Raw genomic sequence first — 18658 nt, forward strand, 5'->3', positions numbered from 1 at the left:
TTTTTGACTCACAAAAGTAGCAATACAATTTTAAATAATAGCATTACTATTATAAATAAACGTTAAACTTTTTTACTTATCTTTGTCAGCAAATATTTCGGGCAGGAAACATTTATTATGGAAGTTGAGTTTAAAATAAAAATGAATGAAGGTTTATATCTTCGCAACCCAGAAGATACGGAGTTGGGAAGAAAAATTCTGAAACACAGCGTAGAGCTTATTTATAAGTTGGGTTTTGAAGCCTTCACATTTAAAAAACTTGCGGAAGATATTGGTTCAACAGAAGCGGGGATTTATCGTTATTTTGAAAATAAACATAAATTATTGATTTATATTACTGCCTGGTATTTTGGGTGGGTTGAATTTCAAATAAGTTTTCAAACCAATAATATAGAAGTTCCTAAAGTTAAACTTCAAAAAATAATAAGTTTATTATCGTTCCCAATTGAGGATGATATACAAACGAGTTATATAGATGAAAGCTTGCTTCATCCTGTGATTGTTGCAGAAGGCTCCAAAGCTTATTTAACGAAGCAAGTTGCGGAAAATAACAAATTACAATTTTTCCAACCGTATAAAGATTTATGTACATTGATTGGCAATGTCATTTTAGAATATAACCCTAAATACAAATTTCCTAAATCGTTAGCTTCTACGATTGTTGAAATAGCACACTTTCAAAACTTTTTTATGCACAATCTTTCATCACTTACCGATTTTGGTAAAAGGGATAAAGAGACTGAAATAGTTGAATTTTTAAATGATTTAGTTTTTTCAAGTATAGACAAAAGTTAACTATTGAAAACTATTTAATTTGCAAAGTTGACATATTTTGTGCTACCTATTGGAAGCCTACAGGCAACGTTTATTTAGGAAAGTTGCATATTTGTGTACGAGGCTTTTAGAAGTAAAATCTAATATAACAAAGGGGGCTCGGACTCTTTGGTTAATCACTAATTTGAGCATTATTTTTATACGGTTAGACAGCTATTTAACATTCAATATTAACCGTTACTGAAATGCTACAAATTCCAACTGTTAAAAAAATCAGTCCGACCAGTACTGTAAAATTAAACTAAAAATATTAATTTTTTTTATTTTCCAATAACGAATTTTTTAGGTTCTTTTGGATCACATATAATCTCAATCTGTATATCAATATTCTTTAATAAGTTCGAATTTTACTTTAATGATAGCATGTTTTTTCTTAACTTGAATTCCATTTTTTAGATGCTAATTCGACAGTTAGTGTTTTATGTCCGTCAGTGTTTGGTTCGTCTTACAGAAGAGGTGTGCTTAATAAATATATCTTTGATAAAATTGCTCAAACCAGAGAATAAACACAAATACGGATTACCAGATTATATTTATCATAGACCACATGAATTGGATAACACTCTACATAGAAACAGAAGTATTATTTTAGAAGTTTTGGAAAATTAAATAATCATAAAAAAGGAGACCAATAAATTCGGCACATTACCCTGCATTGCGCGAAAAGCTGCATTTCGGAAAAAGAGCTTCATTAAAAAAATCTTACATGATTTCAAACTTTTTAGATTTATTCTTCGTATTTTCAATTCTTATTACAGAAAAGACATTACATTTTTGGAAATAATAGTATTTTTTTGTCCTGATATATCGGGATGAAAAGGATTTCCATGATAAAAACAATGAAAAAATGAAAAATTTAAGCCCAAAAAAAACAATACAATTAAGCGACACTTTTTTGATATGGCTTTTGCCTTTTAATAACAGCACAAACTCTCAAAATGAGTTTGTTTCTTACATTATTAAGGATAAGCATTTTATTTTTTCCTTCATCAGCCTTACGTTTATAGTAAATTTTAAGTTCTGGGTCATATCTGACCGCAGACAAGGCACACATATGCAAGTGCCTTTTCATCGTTTTGTTAGCCATGTGGTGCACTCTGGATCTTTTTTGTACGGAAGAGCCAGAAGTATGCTCAAAGGGTACAACACCACAATAGCAAGCCAGTTGTTTGGCTTCTTGATACCTGGTAAAGAAGTTTGTAAAAATAATGAGATATAAAGCCGTCATGATACCAATTCCTGTAACTGAAGTAACAAGTCCTACAGTTGTATTTAGCTTTTCATCAGCAAGAATGAAAGCTTGTAAATCTGCTTCTATTCGTTTAATCTCATCATCGAGGCATTTGTTGGTCTTTCTAATCTGTTTTTCGGCAAGCTTTCCCAGCTCAGGAGCAAAATGGTTTACTTCATTTGGGTATTTATTTAAATCCGCTTTGAAGTTCACAAGTTGTTCCCTTGCTTTGATAAGAATCTTTATTTTTTCAAGAATTTCAGGAATTGGTTTGTACATTTCCATCTCATTACAGTTTTTAACTGCATATTGGGCTATACGAATGGCATCTATTTTGTCGTTCTTACCGCGTTGTATTCCTAAACTACGGGTAATTCTTAAAGACATCTCCACACAGAAAACAGCTTCTGTTTCTAAAAGTTTTGTGATAAGTAAGTTTCCGTATATACCTGTATGCTCCATACAAATAAGAGTCTCATTTAAAGGCATTCGCTGGTTTTTTAGCAGTTTTAAAAATGCTTTGACACCTTTGATGGAATTGTCAAATAAAAATGATTTTATAGTCTCTCCATTGATGATAGCGACATCGAATGTGTGTTTGGATACATCTATCCCAACAAAGTACAGAAAGTCTGATTTTTTCATAATAGAAGGTTTAAAAAATGTAACATGTAAGATTAAACACAACCAAGAATCTGAGGTATCATCTAATCCCTAATAATAGGTCTGTAAACCTGAATTTCCATTTGATGCCAATTCAGATATAACCGATAAAGGATTTAATCCGACCTTATAAGTCCGAAACTTTGAAGAGCAATTAATTCTCCTTTATCGGTTTGGTTGCTATTCATAATTATTGAAGGTATAATATAGGATAAAAAACAATCCAACCTTCTATATGAACAACAATATAGACCTGTTAAATACTAGTAAGTATTTAAAGATTAATTTTTTTGATATGATGTAAACACAATTTATAATCTGAATTATCATCGAAACCCTAATATTAGGTCTTAAAGCCTGTATTTCCATTTGATACGATTCAGAGATAACCGATAAAGAAATTTAAAAGTATAAGCCCAAAGCTTTATTCGCGTTTAATTCTTCTTTATCGGTTGGTTGTAATTTACAATTACGGAGGGTTTTCTTAAGTAAAAGATAAAGTTCATTTTAAGGAACGATTATCTTAAAAGAAAGCTCTATGTAAATGACATTGCGAATCTAAGGGAAGAGCAAGAGCAAGAGCAAGAGGGTAACACGCTACGCGATGTTACTTATTTCCATCTGTTTGGTTTTCAGTCGATTAAATCGTTAATTTTCTTTGCCTATTTTTAAAATTGCGTTAACTTGAACGCTGAGACCAATAGAATCAGCGTTTCATTGTAACAATCTCATAAAATATGGACGATTTTAATACCATTCGGCTAAGGAAAAAGACCATCAATAATTTTAAGGAATATTCGAAAATGATAAGCCCCAACTATTCGGAAACCCTGGATTATATGATTGCCTACTTTAAGGACAACAACATTTCGCCCTACGACCTACCAAATAAGTTTGGCCTAAAGCCTCTCATTAATGACCTCAATAAAAGAACGAATGCCATTGCTACCATATTAAGGGACATTGAGAAAAATCAACTTGAACCAACTAGACAAAGATTGGAATCGCTCTTCGATGCTATGGACGAGATAAAGGAGCCCATTTACATCGCTAAAAGCCTGCCGGAGATTGAAGCTTCAAAATCTGATACAGAAAGGATGCTGGATTATTATTCCAATGCGTATGAAAGTAAAAATAGAGAGCTACACCTTGTTAAGACCGAACTTAAAAACCTTGTGAAAAATTTATCTTGTGTAAAGAATACATTTGGCAAAGATTATTTCAGACTGGATATGTCTAAAGAAAAATTAGAAGATATCAAGACCAGGTTGCTTTGATGTTATTTTACAAGCCTAAATGATGTATCCTGTTACTTGATTTCCTCCTTCTCCAAAAACACTTCATAGTATTAGTTCGATAGATATTGGGGCTTTTAATCCGTAAAAGAATTGAAATGCCAACATTAAACGTACTCACTTTTATTATTGATCAGAATTTTTAAATTTGTAAATGGATCTTACCAATAGACAAACTAATATTATAAACATAGTTACCACTCTAGAAAAGGCAAGCTTGTCCACAATTAGAGCATTATTGGAAGAGCCTATTAGTATCCCAACTCTTAATAGGGAAATAGAGAAACTAATTTACCATAAGATACTTTATCAAATTGGCAGGGGAAGAACCAAAGCCTATGCCCTATCTCCCAATTAAAATTGAAAATATTATTTTAAATTGAAAATATTATAAAAACTACCGCACTCGCTTTGGTCGAGCTTGGTTCATTTTTAAAGCGAAGGATTCCCCAGGCTCAAAATCGGAGTCATATAAAAATTCGTTTTTAAAAAGCCAATCTTAAATCCATCCCTTTAAAAACGGATTACCCCGTATGGCGTGAAATACCTTGCCACTTGCCGACTATGTACATTGCTTAATCCATTGTGGTTAGAATGCATCTAATATATTTACCTTAGCTTTTCTTTTAGTTATCCTTCTTTTTGTTCTTTGAAAGGATTTCAGTGACCCTGTCCATGCAGAACATCTGATCATGTGGCAAGAGGTCGATGACCATTTCGAGTACCTTGGTCACACTACTTATTGGTGTTTTATTGCTATGCTTGGGGTAAACAAAAGTTCCATTGCCATCCAAGGCATAATAACATACTTCCAAGAGTGCCGAAATGCTGCTTGTAATGTCCTCATTATCGAATACCTCAAATCCGATGGTCTTTCGTATCCTATTCCCATAAGCTTCCGTGTTTACTCCAGGGAAGTTTTGAATGTGCTTCTTAATTGCTTTCAATTTCTTTTTATATTTCTTTTTTTCTTTCATTAGTCTTTTGTTTCTGGTTCTAAAACTAAATCCTTGATAACATCCAACAGCTTCATTTCATTATGGGGTATCATATCCAAGACATATCCTAAAACCTCTTTAATGTTATGGTCTGGCTCAGGTATAGAACGTGTTGAGTAGTAGTCCGATTCCATGGCGATAATGCATACCTTTAAGAGATTTGAAATCATAAAAGAGGTTTCTAAATAGCCTTCCGTAACTATTCCAATGGTATAATGTCCCTTTTTAAAGGGATAGGGTATTAAAAAAGAGAAATCCTTTTTGGACAGGGATTTAATAAAACTTAATAAGTCTGTGTCTTTGGGTTCAAAACTTTGTTGCTTAGGAACTTTTATTTCTTTAGTATTTGATACTTCAACAATACAGGCATCCCATTTATTTTTAAACAATGATGTAGCCAATAATTTCATTTTATTGGCTTTCTCCAATATTCTATGGGTTTGTTCCAAGTTGATATGGTAATTGTTTTCATAACGTGTAGTTATATATGCATCATCCAATAATTTTAAAAGATGTTGCTCCTCCTGTATTTCTGTATTAAAAAGGTTTCCCAGTTCTGGAGTAAATGTTCTTATATAGGTTTGAAGCTCCTTAATACTATGGCTTTTACGTTCCTTGCCCATTGTAAATAGAGAGACATATCTAAACCATAGTTCTATATGTTGGTGCAGCATATAAGCGGCATGGGACAGATTATTTTTTTCAATAAAAAAAGTCGTTCCATCCAGAAATGCAGCTATTTTATCTCGTTCCCTTTCGAAAAGGGATTGGATATTTTTTTTTGTTTTTTCAGTAGCATAATACTCATGAAAACTGTCCAATTCTGTGTCAGAATTTTGAAAGATTAATTTGTCCCCAGTGCATCCATGAACAAAGAACAGGTTCTCTTCTTTTAACTGCTGATGGGCATATTCAAACGATAATATCCTGTATAAGAAATCCGTTTCTTCCTGAAATATTTTTGCGACCATAGAGGATAATTCTTTGGTTAAGGAAGAACTGTTTCCTTTCAAAACGACAATTAATAGGGATTTGTTATAGTCATCAAACTTAAGGTCTGACTGGTAGATGTATTTTACCTCGAGAAAAGTTGTAAGCTTATTTACGACCATTTCCATATGTGAATTAGTCTCTTGATTCATGATTTTTGGAAATTTAAGTTAATATATTCAGACATACAGTTCATATAATCGGAACTAATGTACACATAATATGATAAAATAACAAACTAAAGTTTAGAAAATCGGAAAACTTTATCTTAAATATTAACTTTATATACTGAAAATAGGATAAAAACATGACTCAATTAGGACTCTACTTTGCTAAAAAATCAATAAACAGATCAGATGTGTCTCGTAAAACTGGTATTAGCAAAACAAGATTAAGTGAACTTGCTAATAACATAAATACACAATTGAAGGTAAAAGAGTTGTATTTGATTTCACTTGCTGTAGACGAAGACCCTGGTGAATTATTAAAGGAAGTTTGTAAAGACTTAAAACTACCAAAGGAGTAAACCTTCTTGAAATAGAAATAAATTTCTTATTTAGTATTGCACAAACCTAGTGAACAAAGCTTTCTAAAGTTTGGTTCTATCAAACGAGGGCGAATTTCACCTACAAAAACAAAACGAGAGTAAAAAATTGCTATATTTACGCTTGAATATAAAACAAGGGCAAAAAACACCCTTGTTCAAGATTACAAGTATGAATAGCAAATCAATATATAATCCAGAAATACCATATAACAGTTTACCTCTATTGCCACCTAAAATGGAAATAGAAAATATGGTCATTCTAAAAAAAACTATCAGTGCTAGTAGAGCCTTGTCAGAGCTAAAAGGAGCTATAACCAATTTGCCTAATCCGACGTTATTTATTGACACCATCAACTTACAAGAAGCACAGGCCAGTTCTGCCATTGAAAACATCATTACCACCCAAGACGAATTATTCAAAGCTTCCATAGCCGAAAAGAGAAATGATAATCCAGCAACTAAAGAAGTTATGCATTATAAAGATGCATTATGGTATGGGGTGGAGCAAATTGAAAAGCGGCCCATTTTAAACACGAATCTATTCATTGCTTTAGCACGGATTATTAAAGAAAATCAGTCTAGTATTAGAAATGCACCAGGCACACAATTAAAAAACCCTGCAAATAATACGGTGGTTTATACACCGCCCGAAGGAGAGAACGTCATAAGAGAAAAACTAAAAAATTTAGAAGACTTTATCCATGCAGAAGACACTATTGACCCATTAGTAAAAATGGCAGTCATTCATTATCAGTTCGAAGCAATACATCCATTCTTTGACGGGAACGGACGTACGGGGAGAATCATTTTATTGTTATATCTCAAAATGACTGGTTTATTGGAATTGCCAGCATTATTTTTAAGTAATTATATTATCCAACATAAAGCCGAGTATTACACCAATTTAAGAAAAGTAACTGAAGAAGAAAATTGGCAAGATTGGATTATTTTTATGCTGGATATGGTAGAACAAACAGCATTAAAAGGAAGGGAGCAGATTGCTAAAATAGAAGAACTAATGAATCATATGGCAACAGAAATACAAAATAAATTGCCTAAAATATATTCCAAAGATTTAATGGAAGAATTATTTAGATTGCCTTACACCAAAAGAAACCAATTAGAAAAGGTAGGTTTAGGAAATTTAAAAACAGTAGGGAATTATCTTAAGGAATTAGAAAATCACGGGTTCTTAAAAAGTGAGCAAGTAGGTAAAGAAAAGTTGTATTTGAATTTTAAATTAATGGAAGTTTTGAGAGGGAGATAAGGGAAACTATATTAATTAAAAAGGAATAATGTGGAGGTTTTTATTATTTGTCTAAAAGCTTCTTAAGCTAAAGATAACATGTATATATCAGAATTAAAACTTTGGAATTTTAGAAAATATGGATTAGGTTCAAATATTTTAGACTTAGATACCCCTGATTTATTAGTTCCTTTTGAAAAAGGAATGAATATCTTAATTGGAGAAAATGATTCTGGTAAATCAGCAATTTTAGACGCAATAAAATTGGTCTTAAAGACTCACGCCTATGAATGGATTAAAGTTGAGAAATCTGATTTTAAAAAAGATTCTGAAAAATTACGTATTGAAGTACATTTCAAAGGCATTACTAATGAAGAAGCTAAACATTTTATAGAATGGTTAGGCTGGAATGATGAAAATGGAGAAAAACGCCCAAAACTCATTTTAATTTATCAAGCTGAAATAAGAGATAATAGAATAATCCCATCAGATGTAAAAGCTGGAATGGATGGAACAGGTTATCTTTTAAATGCAGAAGCAAGAGATTATTTGAAATGTACTTATCTTAAAGCTTTGCGCGATGCCGATAGTGAATTAATGGCAAAAAAGAATTCAAGACTTTCTCAAATTTTGCAAGAGCATAAACTTTTTAAAAAAGTAAAAGGAACAAAACATGAATTAGAAATAATTTTTAATGATGCTAATACATTGATTAAAAATTATTTTAATAAAGATGATAAAAGCGAAGGTATAAAGAGCAATAAAGATCAGATAGTAAAACCAATTAATAGTTTTCTAGAGAGTTTTATTGATAATAAGCACTTTTCAAAATTTGATATAACTGAGGCAGAAATAAAGAATATACTAGAAAAAATATCTTTAGGTATTGACAGCCAAACCAATTTAGGTTTAGGTACAATGAATAGGCTTTTTATGGCTGCCGAATTACTTCATATAAAAAAAGAAAACTATGATGGTTTAAAATTATGCATGATTGAAGAGTTAGAAGCTCATTTGCATCCACAAGCTCAAATGAAGATTATTGAAACACTCGATAAAGAAGCTAAAAATGAAATTCAATTCATTCTTACGACACATAGCCCCAATATTGCATCAAAAGTTGATTTAAAGTCTTTAATTGTTTGTAAGAATGAAGATGTTTTTCCTTTAGGAGAACGCTATACTCTCCTTGGTAAAGAAATTCAAAAAAGTAAATATGAAAATAGCTATGAATATTTAAAAAGATTTTTAGACGTAACAAAGTCTAATTTGTTTTTTGCTAAAGGTATTATTATAGTTGAAGGTTGGTCAGAAGAAATTTTAATACCTGAAATTGCCAAAATGATAAGTTATGATTTAACTAGTAATGAAATTTCAATCGTAAATGTTGGTTCTACGGCATACCTCCATTTTGCAAAAATATTTATAAGAGAAGATAATAAAGTTTTAAAAGTTCCTGTATCAATAATTTCTGATTTAGATGAGAGAGAATATGAAAGAGAAGTAGAAGTTGATGAAAACGGAGAACATAAGAATATAGATAAGAATAAACAATATTTATTTATAAAACAAGAAATTGCAAATCATGATGAACTAAGGAAAATAAAAGAAAAGGATTTATTAGAGAAAGAAAATGAATTTGTAAAACCATTTGTCTCGAACCTATGGACTTTTGAATGGTGTTTGTTAAAGTCTGATACTTTAGGAGAAGCATTTAAAACTGTTTTGAATAAAGTTCATTCTCAAACATTTAAAGATTGTAAAAAAGAACATGATTGGGAAATTGGTCTGGCAAAGTTATTATTAAGTAAAAGTCTTGATAAAACACAATTAGCTTATGAATTAAGTGAAGAAATAAAAAAAATGAAGCTCCTTAGTTTTCAAGAAAATGACACTTTTTTTTATGTGGTTAAAGCCATAAAGCACGCTGGTAAAAATGGAAATTGAAAAACACATTGAACAAGCTGAAAAAATTTTCATTAATGGAAATTTTGATTCAAAAAGAAAGAAATTTATAAAAAATCTTAAAACCTGTGATTTACTAGCCGTTCCAGGCAGTGGAAAAACTACAACTTTAATAGCCAAATTATATTGTATTTCTCAAAACATGCCTTTTGAAGATGGTTCAGGAATTTTAGTTTTAGCACATACAAATCATGCAATTGACGAAATTGAAAAGAAACTAAAAAAGCATTGTCCTCAACTTTTTGAATACCCTAATTTTGTTGGAACTATTCAAAGTTTTGTAAATAGATTTTTGGCTATACCTCATTTTACTCAAAAAAACAAATTTAAATTTAAGGTAATTGACGATTTTGAATACAAGAAAAGATTTGATTTTTTTTTAAAACATGCTAAAGATTCAATTTCATATTTTTCAAAAAGAGATACAAACATTTTTTATAAATCAAGATTTAATTTAGACGTAGAAGGTAATTTAATTATTTGTAATGAATTTGATAATGAGGAAATTAAATTTAATATACCTCAAAAATGGATTAACCAAAATACTGAAATAGAAAAGATAACAAAAGTTTTAGATTTTATTAAGGATTGTAAAACTAAATTATTTAAGGAAGGCCTTTTACATTATGATGATTGTTATTTTTATTCAAAACAATATTTATTATCCAATAAAGATACTAAGAAAATCATTCAAAAAAGATTCAAATATGTTTTCATTGATGAAATGCAAGACTTAGAAGAATATCAAATTAAGATTATTGACGATATATTTTTTGAAGAAGATTCTGAAACAATAATTCAAAGAATAGGTGATAAAAATCAATCAATTTATGGTTCAGGTAAGAAAGTTAAACAAACATGTGATTGGAGAACGAGACAAGATAAAGAACCATTGAAATATAAAGATTTGAATATTCAAAATTCTTTAAGATTAAGCCCTAAAACTGCTGTTTTAGTGGATAAATTTGTTCTTGAAAGACTTGAAAAATATAGAGTTGTTGGAAAATTTGAGGAATCAAATTTATATCCTCATTTAATAATTATAAACAGAAAGACAACTGGTGAACAGATTAAAAACAAATTCATTGATTTAATAAAAAAATATAATTTACAACAATGCAAAAAAAACATTGATAATGGTTTTAAAATAGTAAGTTGGATAACAGAAAAAGAGGATGAAAATAAAGAAGTATACCTAAAAAAATTGTTTTCTGAATATTCTAAAGAAAGTAAATCGAGAAAAGAAGACTTTGATTGCTTCAAAAAATATTTATATCATTATGACAAAGAAAAATTGACATTAGAATCTATTAGAAAATCAATACTTAATGGATTTACAAGGATTTTAGATTTAGAAGGCATTAAGGATAATAAGGGCAAACGATATAGAAAATCCACTTTAATGCAGTTTATTAAAAATCAAGGTGAAGCATTTTACAATGATTTTAAATCAAAATTATTCTCTTGGTGTTTTGATATAGTTATTCGTAATAAGTATGAAGAAGTGTTTAATGAAATGAAAGATTTTATTTCAAGTAAAGTCTTCATAGGTCAAAACTGGTCAAATGAAGAAAATTATGTCCCAAAAACTATTAACCAATCGAAAGAATTTATTGATTCGGAGATCTTTCAACCAATTGAAATTGTAAAGCAATCTGCTACAGAAAAAGAAGAAATTAATATAGAGTTAGCTTCTGTACATGCTGTAAAAGGACAAACGCATTGTGCAACAATGTATATTGAATCTGCATATCAAAGACCTCTTTATGAAACGAATAAAATTATTAAAAGAAAAGGAAAGAAAACATCAAATCCATTACTACTTGAAGAACATATGTGTGAAGGAACTTATGACAAACAAGCACTTAAAATGATGTATGTAGGTTTTTCTAGACCAACTCATTTATTATGTTTTGTGGTTTTAAAAGAGAATGTAGAAGATTGTTTAGATAGTTTATGTCACTCTAAGGGTGGTTTTTGGGAAGTTGAAGAAATAAGAAATAATTAAGCTGAGATTATGATAGAAAAATTCTTTAGTCGTTTCAACTTATTTAGTTTTTTTAAATAACAGAATTTTGTGTCTTAGATTTCAGAATGAAAGTCATTTGATAATAAACCAAATTAATTAATAAGGTAGTTATATAGACACCTCAAATTAATGACTTCTTCAAACGCCTATAAATATTACAGGTTTCGGATGGGGTTATAATCCCTTCGCTACCTAATAATCCATTTCTAAATAATAATTAAAAAATTGCTATTACTTTTGAAGTACAATAACTTTTTAAAGTTGTTTGAAAAATTATTCAAGGTAATTGCTAATTTAATTCCCTTTTGATACATTATCCTAACGTATAGGTGTATTAAAAGGGAATTTTATTTTACCTTATAACTTCTTTCTGTAATTCCCTCTTTTTTCTTTCAAATCGCTGTAATAAGTTATCTATATCTTCACTTATTTTGGTTTCCACAACTCTAGCATAGATTTGAGTTGTAGAAAGCTTAGTATGACCTAAAAGCTTTGATACGGTTTCCAAAGGCACTCCATTAGAAAGCATAACAGTGGTAGCAAAGGTATGTCTGGCAACATGGAAAGTTAAGTTTTTATGAATACCACAATCTATAGCTATATCCTTTAGATAAACATTGATTTTCTGATTAGAATAAAGAGGTAATACTTTTTCATCATTATTGAGTTTGGAAAGGGCTTTATATTTTTTTATAATTTGTAGAGCTTTGGGCAGAATAGGAATCTTAACCGTTTCATTTGTTTTTTCTCGTTTGGTAAAAATCCAATAATTATTATCAATACCTCTAGTGATATGATTGCTTTTTAGCATTTTGACATCAACATAAGATAGACCTGTATAACAAGCAAACAAAAAGCAGTCCTTGACCCGTTCCAAACCCTCTTTTGTGAAAAATGTATTTTCGATAAGTTCCAATTCTCTTTCGGAAAGGTACTGTCTGTCAAACTTTTTAAATTTTAACTGGAACATCTGAAATGGGTTTTTGTTAATCCATTCCAATTTGCAAGCAAGATTTATTATCTTTTTTAAGCGTTCTAAATGCTTCATAACACCATTATTTCTTAAAGTCAATTCATTCTTGGGATTCTTATGATTCCTTAGAAAAATCTCAAAATCACAAATAAAGCTATGATTTAGTTGCTTTAAATAAATATCGTTTGCCTTTAGCACATCGCCCAAAAATTTATACAAATATTTTTCGGTGGTATAATAATTCTTCATGGTACCAAACTTTAAAACATCAATCATGTTTAAATTATGGTACTCAATAATATCTCTTAATGTCCTATGATTTTCATCTTCACCCAAGAATCTAGCTTTTATAGAATTGGCAGAAACCATTTTACCTTCCACAAATAATTGCTTTTGGCAATCAAGTAATTTACTATATACCTCATCGAGATAAGCATTTAAAAATTTAATTTTGTATGTATTTCCCCTACATCTAGCCTTATTGACATCCCATTCACTCACTAGGACGATTCTTTTTAAACTAATTTCTGAACGTTTTCCATTAACGGTTATGCGAGCATAAATTGATAATTTATCTGCTGAATTTGATAATTTCCTTGTGAAGAAAAGTACTGAAAATGTGGTGTTTGTCTTCATTTTACGAGTTTTAAGTTAAACAATTTTAATTGTAAAACAAAAGTCAAATTGCTCTTAAAAGCTCTTTAAAATTACGACAATTCCGATTAGAAATGACTCACCGAATAGTACACCTTTTAGTTGATTTTAATTGATTTCATTTGAAATCAATTAAAATTAAAATACTGAAAATCACATAATTAACAGTGTTTTAATTTTATAAAAATAGGGTTCGTCGGGATGACAGGATTTGAACCTGCGACCACACGGCCCCCAGCCGTGTACGCTAACCGGACTGCGCCACATCCCGTTTTAAAATTGTTTCCAAAGAAAACACATTTTAATAAATTAAGAAAATCAATTCATAAAAAAAAGCCGAAGAAATTACTTCGGCTTCCATTTTATTTTTTTGTATTTTAATTATAAGTAGAGGTAGACACTTCAAAAGTAGCGTCTTTACCTGCTAAATAACGTTCAGCATCCAATGCCGCCATACATCCAGTTCCTGCAGCGGTAATGGCTTGTCTGTACACATGGTCGGCCGCATCACCCGATACAAATACACCATCTACATTTGTTTTTGATGTTCCTGGTACGTTTATGATATACCCTGTTTCATCCAACTCTAAAAAATCTTTAAATATGTCTGTATTCGGTTTATGCCCAATGGCCACAAAAAATCCTGTTGCTGGTATTTCGTGCTTTTCTTTTGTTTGGTTATTAAAAACCCGAACTCCGGTAACCACTTGTCCATCTCCTAAAACCTCATCAGTTTCTGTGTTAAAAAGTATCTCAATGTTCGGAGTGTTTTTAACTCTGTTAGCCATAATTTTAGAAGCTCTAAATTCATCACGTCTAACTAACATGGTTACTTTTTTACACAACTTAGAAAGGTAGTGCGCTTCTTCACATGCCGAATCGCCCGCTCCTACAATAACCACTTCTTGGTTTCTATAAAAGAAGCCATCACAAACCGCACAGGCTGATACTCCACCTCCTAATTTTAAATATTTTTGTTCAGAATCTAAACCTAAGTATTTAGCCGAAGCACCTGTTGAAATAATAACGGTATCGCAATGAATTTCTTTTGTATCATTTACCCATACTTTATGTACATCGCCTGAAAAATCTACTTTAGTAATCCAACCATCGCGCACATCGGTTTCAAAACGTTCTGCCTGTTTTTGTAACTCCATCATCATTTCCGGACCTGTAATTCCATCTGGGTACCCAGGAAAATTTTCAACTTCATTCGTTGTTGTTAATTGGCCTCCTGGTTGTGCTCCTTGGTATAATACAGGTTTCATGTTGGCCCTAGCTGCATAAATTGCTGCTGTATAACCCGCAGGTCCCGAACCAATTATTAAACATTTTATTTTCTCAATTGTATCTGACATAATTCGCTATTGATTTTAATCTTAAACAAAAGTAGAATTTTTGAATTAAAACTTACATTAAAAGTATCAAAAGATATTATCATATTATAACATCTAACTATTCTAACAAACTAATCCTTTATTTTTTCGTAAATTGTAATAGTTTGATTATTAATTAAATAAACAGATCATGAAAACCATTACATTTATTTTATGCACCTTTATTTTTCTTTCTTGCAATAAGAAAAACACTGTTGAGCCCACTGTAAAAGAATATACTTTAGAAGGCGCGTGGGAATTAGTTAGCTTTTTGAACTATAAAAACGATGGCTCTGTAGACACCATAAGATCTTCAAACGAATACAAACAAATGAAAATGTATTCCAAAACTAAAATTATGTGGAGCCGTTTACAGGCTTGGGATTCTTTAGATTGGTTTGGTGTAGGAGATTACACTTTTAGAGATGGTAAATTGACCGAAGTTTTAGATTATGGTTCTAAAGCTATGAATAGCCGACTTAAGGCTCAAAATAAATTTGTTTTTGATATTTTGATTGACGAAAACAAATTTACTCAAATTGAAATTGATAGTATGGGACACCCCATATATGCTGAAAACTACAAACGGGTGGAATAAAAAAAGCTGAACTATTAGGTTCAGCCTCTTTTTAAATTGAAAATATTAAAATTATTTTCTAACTGCTTTTACAATTGCTAAAGCAGCTTTAACATCTTGCTCTAGTTTAGCGTAATCTTTATTGGCAATAATATCTTTAGAAATTAATTGAGACCCCATACCAACGCAGGTTACACCAGCATCAAACCAACCTTTTAGGTTTTCTTCTGTTGGAGACACACCACCTGTTGGCATAACACTTGTCCAAGGTTGTGGGCCTTTAATTCCTTTTACAAATTGTGGTCCGTAAATATCACCAGGGAAAAGTTTTACTATTTCGCAACCTAACTCTTCTGCTCTTGCTATTTCAGTTAATGTTCCACAGCCTGGAGACCATAATACTTTTTTACGGTTACAGGCAATGGCAATATCTTCTCTTAAAACAGGCGTTACAATAAAGTTTGCACCTAAAGACATATATAAAGTTGCTTGTCCTGCATCTGTAACAGAACCTACACCCATTATCATACCTGGTAATTCTTTGATAGCATATTTAGTTAATTCTCCAAAAACTTCGTGAGCAAAATCGCCACGAGCTGTAAATTCCATCAATCTTGCTCCACCATCGTAACATGCTTTTAATACTCTTTTACTTAACTCAATATCATTATGGAAAAACAAAGGAATCATCCCAGTATCTTTCATTGCTTGAGCCACTTCTAATCTTGAAAATTGTGCCATTTTATTGTTGTTTTTTATTATTATTTTTATTCTTTGGAATTTATTTTAGTTCCAGTTTAATATTTTCTTAAAATCGTATGCTTCAGGGTTTGGAACATACTTTTTTGCCTCTTCATAATCCTTTTCTTTTATATAGAATAGATTATTAATAAATAGTTGGGCCATATCTGAATTGATATCCACTAACCTAGGTGGGATTTTGCCATTTTCATCTTCAAAATCCTTTAAATATAATGGTGTGATGTCGCCACGTGAATTGGCACTAACAATACAACCCGTTTTGCCTTCATCAAATAATTTTTTAACACCAATACCTAGTAAGGTACACAAGGTTAAATCGAATGCAATTGGAGGACAACATCTTAATTCGTAACCAAGTTCTACCGGTCTTGATTTTATATCCAACCCTAATTCTTTCAATTTAACTTGTAATAAATAGTTGAAAATATGCGACTTACTAACATTACCCAATTCTGGATGTCCGTGATCATCATATGTGAAGTTAATTCCAGAATTTATGATTTCATCTTGTTCCATAAAATGAAAAACACCTTCACTAACCAACGCCACACCATATTCAATACCTTGAATTTTGCACTTAACAATTGAAGAAATAATCATATTGATGATTTTCTCGAAAGTGATGTTCGTTTTATTGAACATTTCAGGAATAATCATCATTTGATAATGACATGCCGATGCAATGCCAAATGCCAAATGACCTGCAGAACGCCCCATAGCTGCCACCACAAACCAATTTTCGCTGGTTCTAGCATCTTCATAAACCGTATTGCCTATACGCACACCTTCGTCTTTTGCCGTATGAAAACCAAAGGTTGGGTTTCTATCTGGCAATGGCAAATCGTTATCTATGGTTTTAGGAACATGAACATGGGCTACATCTAAATTCTGCGTATTCACATATTTGGTTAATCTATTAGCTGTAGAAGCCGTATCATCGCCACCAATAGTAACCAATAACTTTACATTATGCTTTTTAAAAAAATCAGCATTAAAATCGCTGTCTTTTGGTTTAAACCTACTCATTATTAAAGTAGAACCACCACGACTAAAAATACGATCGGCATGATGAAAATCAAAATGTACTAGAGAGGGGTTATCAGAAAGCAATCCTTTATATCCATGATGTACTCCTATAACGTTGTAGCCGTCTTTTAAAAAAGTTTTGGCCAAAGTGCTAATAACAGTATTAATCCCAGGTGCTGGACCACCACCACAAATAATTGCAATCGATTTTTTCATATTATATAGAAGGATTTAGTTTAGTTGGGAATTTTAGATTCAATTAAAACCTGTAAGGTTTTGAAAACCTTACAGGTTAATGTATTTAAAATCTATTGTTATCTAGCAACTCTACCAGAAGCATCACCACCCATAAGTTTGGTTACTTCATCAACAGTTACTAAGTTAGCATCACCTTTGATAGTGTGTTTTAAACAAGATGCAGCTACAGCAAAATCTAATGCATTTTGATCGTTATCTGGGTATGTTAACAATCCGTAGATTAATCCACCCATAAAAGAATCACCACCACCTACGCGATCAACGATATCGGTAATTTGGTATTGACGGGTTTGTAACATTTGTTTTCCATCATATAAAACCCCTGCCCAAGTATTGTGAGATGCAGAAATAGAACCTCTTAACGTAGTAATTACTTTTTTAGCTCTTGGGAATTTTTTCATCATTTGTTGACAAACAGATAAGAACGCTTCAGCCTTTACATCGTGACCGTGAGTTTGAACTGCTGCTCCTGCTGGCTTGATACCAAAGTGCATTTCAGCATCTTCCTCATTTCCTAAAACCACATCACAATAAGATGTTAACTCAGTCATGATTTCTTCTCTTTTTGCAGCATCGCAATACTTCCAAAGCTTCGCACGGTAGTTTAAGTCGGTTGAAATAGTAACGCCTAATTTGCTAGCAGCTTTTACAGCCTCTAAACATACATCGGCAGAACTTTGAGAAATAGCAGGTGTAATACCTGTCCAGTGGAACCACTCTACGCCTTTAAATACTTCTTCCCAGTTAATCATACCAGATTGAATGGTAGACATTGAAGAATATACTCTATCATAAACTACTTTACTACCTCTAGATACCGCTCCAGTTTCTAAGAAATAAATACCTAGGCGCTCTCCACCCCATACAATTTTATCTACACCAACGCCTCTTTTGCGCATTTCCATCATAGCACATTCGCCTATGTCATTTTTAGGTAAACGTGTTACAAAATCTACAGAAATACCATAATTAGCTAATGATACTGCTACGTTAGATTCTCCACCACCATAAACAACATCAAAATTGTCTGCTTGTGAAAATCTTAAAAATCCTTGAGGTGCTAATCTTAGCATGATCTCTCCAAATGTTACTACTCTACTCATGTTATTATAATTATAAAATTTAGTTAATTAAAATTCTGCTTAAACGTTTAAGCAATGGCTTATTAGTAAATATACTAAAACATTAAATAACTTATCTGTTTTGTTTATAAAAACTAATGTGCTATTTTTGC

General features: G+C 31.3%; 16 protein-coding genes and 1 tRNA gene. 8 read left to right on the forward strand and 9 right to left on the reverse strand.

Translation table 11 applies throughout. From position 1 onward, the window contains the following. The first annotated feature begins 141 nt into the window (after positions 1-141). Positions 142-795, forward strand: a complete 654-nt coding sequence (locus J8H85_RS09340; RefSeq protein WP_245243774.1) for a TetR/AcrR family transcriptional regulator — start codon at positions 142-144, stop codon at positions 793-795. A gap of 919 nt (positions 796-1714) precedes the next feature. Here J8H85_RS09340 and J8H85_RS09345 read toward each other — a convergent pair. Next, positions 1715-2710, reverse strand: coding sequence for an IS110 family RNA-guided transposase (locus J8H85_RS09345; RefSeq protein WP_209654918.1), 996 nt, complete (start codon positions 2708-2710; stop codon positions 1715-1717). Between the two features lie 755 nt (positions 2711-3465). On the opposite strand from J8H85_RS09345, the gene J8H85_RS09350 reads away from it, so the two are divergent. Beyond that, a complete protein-coding gene (locus J8H85_RS09350; RefSeq protein WP_209654920.1) occupies positions 3466-4005 on the forward strand; it encodes a BfmA/BtgA family mobilization protein in 540 nt (179 codons plus the stop codon). Positions 4006-4177: 172 nt separating this feature from the next. Further along, positions 4178-4381, forward strand: coding sequence for a hypothetical protein (locus tag J8H85_RS09355; RefSeq protein WP_209654921.1), 204 nt, complete (start codon positions 4178-4180; stop codon positions 4379-4381). A 268-nt stretch (positions 4382-4649) separates the two neighbouring features. Here the strand turns inward: J8H85_RS09355 and J8H85_RS09360 are convergent, their stop codons facing one another. Together J8H85_RS09360 and J8H85_RS09365 are read right to left on the reverse strand one after the other, a co-directional pair. Continuing rightward, positions 4650-5000, reverse strand: coding sequence for a hypothetical protein (locus tag J8H85_RS09360; RefSeq protein WP_209654923.1), 351 nt, complete (start codon positions 4998-5000; stop codon positions 4650-4652). Continuing rightward, entirely contained in the window at positions 5000-6163 is a 1164-nt protein-coding gene (locus tag J8H85_RS09365; protein ID WP_209654925.1) for a HEPN domain-containing protein, read from the reverse strand. Before J8H85_RS09365 ends, J8H85_RS09360 begins: the two co-directional genes overlap by 1 nt. 155 nt (positions 6164-6318) lie before the next feature. On the opposite strand from J8H85_RS09365, the gene J8H85_RS09370 reads away from it, so the two are divergent. From J8H85_RS09370 to J8H85_RS09385, 4 genes are all read left to right on the forward strand, one after another. Beyond that, positions 6319-6537, forward strand: a complete 219-nt coding sequence (locus J8H85_RS09370) for a helix-turn-helix domain-containing protein (protein ID WP_209654927.1) — start codon at positions 6319-6321, stop codon at positions 6535-6537. A 190-nt stretch (positions 6538-6727) separates the two neighbouring features. Beyond that, entirely contained in the window at positions 6728-7825 is a 1098-nt protein-coding gene (locus J8H85_RS09375) for a Fic family protein (protein WP_209654929.1), read from the forward strand. A 78-nt stretch (positions 7826-7903) separates the two neighbouring features. Continuing rightward, positions 7904-9751, forward strand: a complete 1848-nt coding sequence (locus J8H85_RS09380) for an ATP-dependent nuclease (protein WP_209654931.1) — start codon at positions 7904-7906, stop codon at positions 9749-9751. Beyond that, positions 9741-11777: a UvrD-helicase domain-containing protein gene (locus tag J8H85_RS09385; RefSeq protein ID WP_209654932.1), complete on the forward strand. Its 2037-nt coding sequence runs from the start codon at positions 9741-9743 to the stop codon at positions 11775-11777. Before J8H85_RS09380 ends, J8H85_RS09385 begins: the two co-directional genes overlap by 11 nt. Positions 11778-12150: 373 nt before the next feature. Here J8H85_RS09385 and J8H85_RS09390 read toward each other — a convergent pair whose 3' ends face one another. The 3 genes from J8H85_RS09390 to trxB form a co-directional block, all read right to left on the reverse strand. Then, positions 12151-13407: a site-specific integrase gene (locus J8H85_RS09390; RefSeq protein WP_209654934.1), complete on the reverse strand. Its 1257-nt coding sequence runs from the start codon at positions 13405-13407 to the stop codon at positions 12151-12153. A 214-nt stretch (positions 13408-13621) separates the two neighbouring features. Continuing rightward, positions 13622-13696, reverse strand: a tRNA-Pro gene (locus J8H85_RS09395). 106 nt (positions 13697-13802) lie between these two features. Further along, positions 13803-14783: a thioredoxin-disulfide reductase gene (gene trxB / locus J8H85_RS09400; RefSeq protein WP_209654936.1), complete on the reverse strand. Its 981-nt coding sequence runs from the start codon at positions 14781-14783 to the stop codon at positions 13803-13805. 169 nt (positions 14784-14952) lie between these two features. Between trxB and J8H85_RS09405 the strand changes: the two genes are divergently transcribed. After that, a complete protein-coding gene (locus tag J8H85_RS09405) occupies positions 14953-15399 on the forward strand; it encodes a hypothetical protein (RefSeq protein ID WP_209654938.1) in 447 nt (148 codons plus the stop codon). A 51-nt stretch (positions 15400-15450) separates the two neighbouring features. Here the strand turns inward: J8H85_RS09405 and J8H85_RS09410 are convergent, their stop codons facing one another. The 3 genes from J8H85_RS09410 to J8H85_RS09420 form a co-directional block, all read right to left on the reverse strand. Next, positions 15451-16119 (reverse strand): bifunctional 4-hydroxy-2-oxoglutarate aldolase/2-dehydro-3-deoxy-phosphogluconate aldolase, encoded by a 669-nt coding sequence (locus J8H85_RS09410; RefSeq protein ID WP_209654939.1) that lies wholly within the window; start codon positions 16117-16119, stop codon positions 15451-15453. A gap of 45 nt (positions 16120-16164) precedes the next feature. Next, positions 16165-17382 carry a 6-phosphofructokinase gene (locus tag J8H85_RS09415; RefSeq protein ID WP_209654941.1) on the reverse strand — a complete coding sequence of 406 codons (1218 nt, stop codon included), beginning with the start codon at positions 17380-17382 and terminating at the stop codon, positions 16165-16167. Positions 17383-17480: 98 nt separating this feature from the next. Next, positions 17481-18527 carry a sugar kinase gene (locus tag J8H85_RS09420; protein ID WP_209654943.1) on the reverse strand — a complete coding sequence of 349 codons (1047 nt, stop codon included), beginning with the start codon at positions 18525-18527 and terminating at the stop codon, positions 17481-17483. Positions 18528-18658: the final 131 nt, after the last annotated feature.

The sequence above is a fragment of the Mariniflexile gromovii genome, from assembly GCF_017814435.1.
Classification (GTDB): Bacteria; Bacteroidota; Bacteroidia; order Flavobacteriales; family Flavobacteriaceae; genus Mariniflexile; species Mariniflexile gromovii.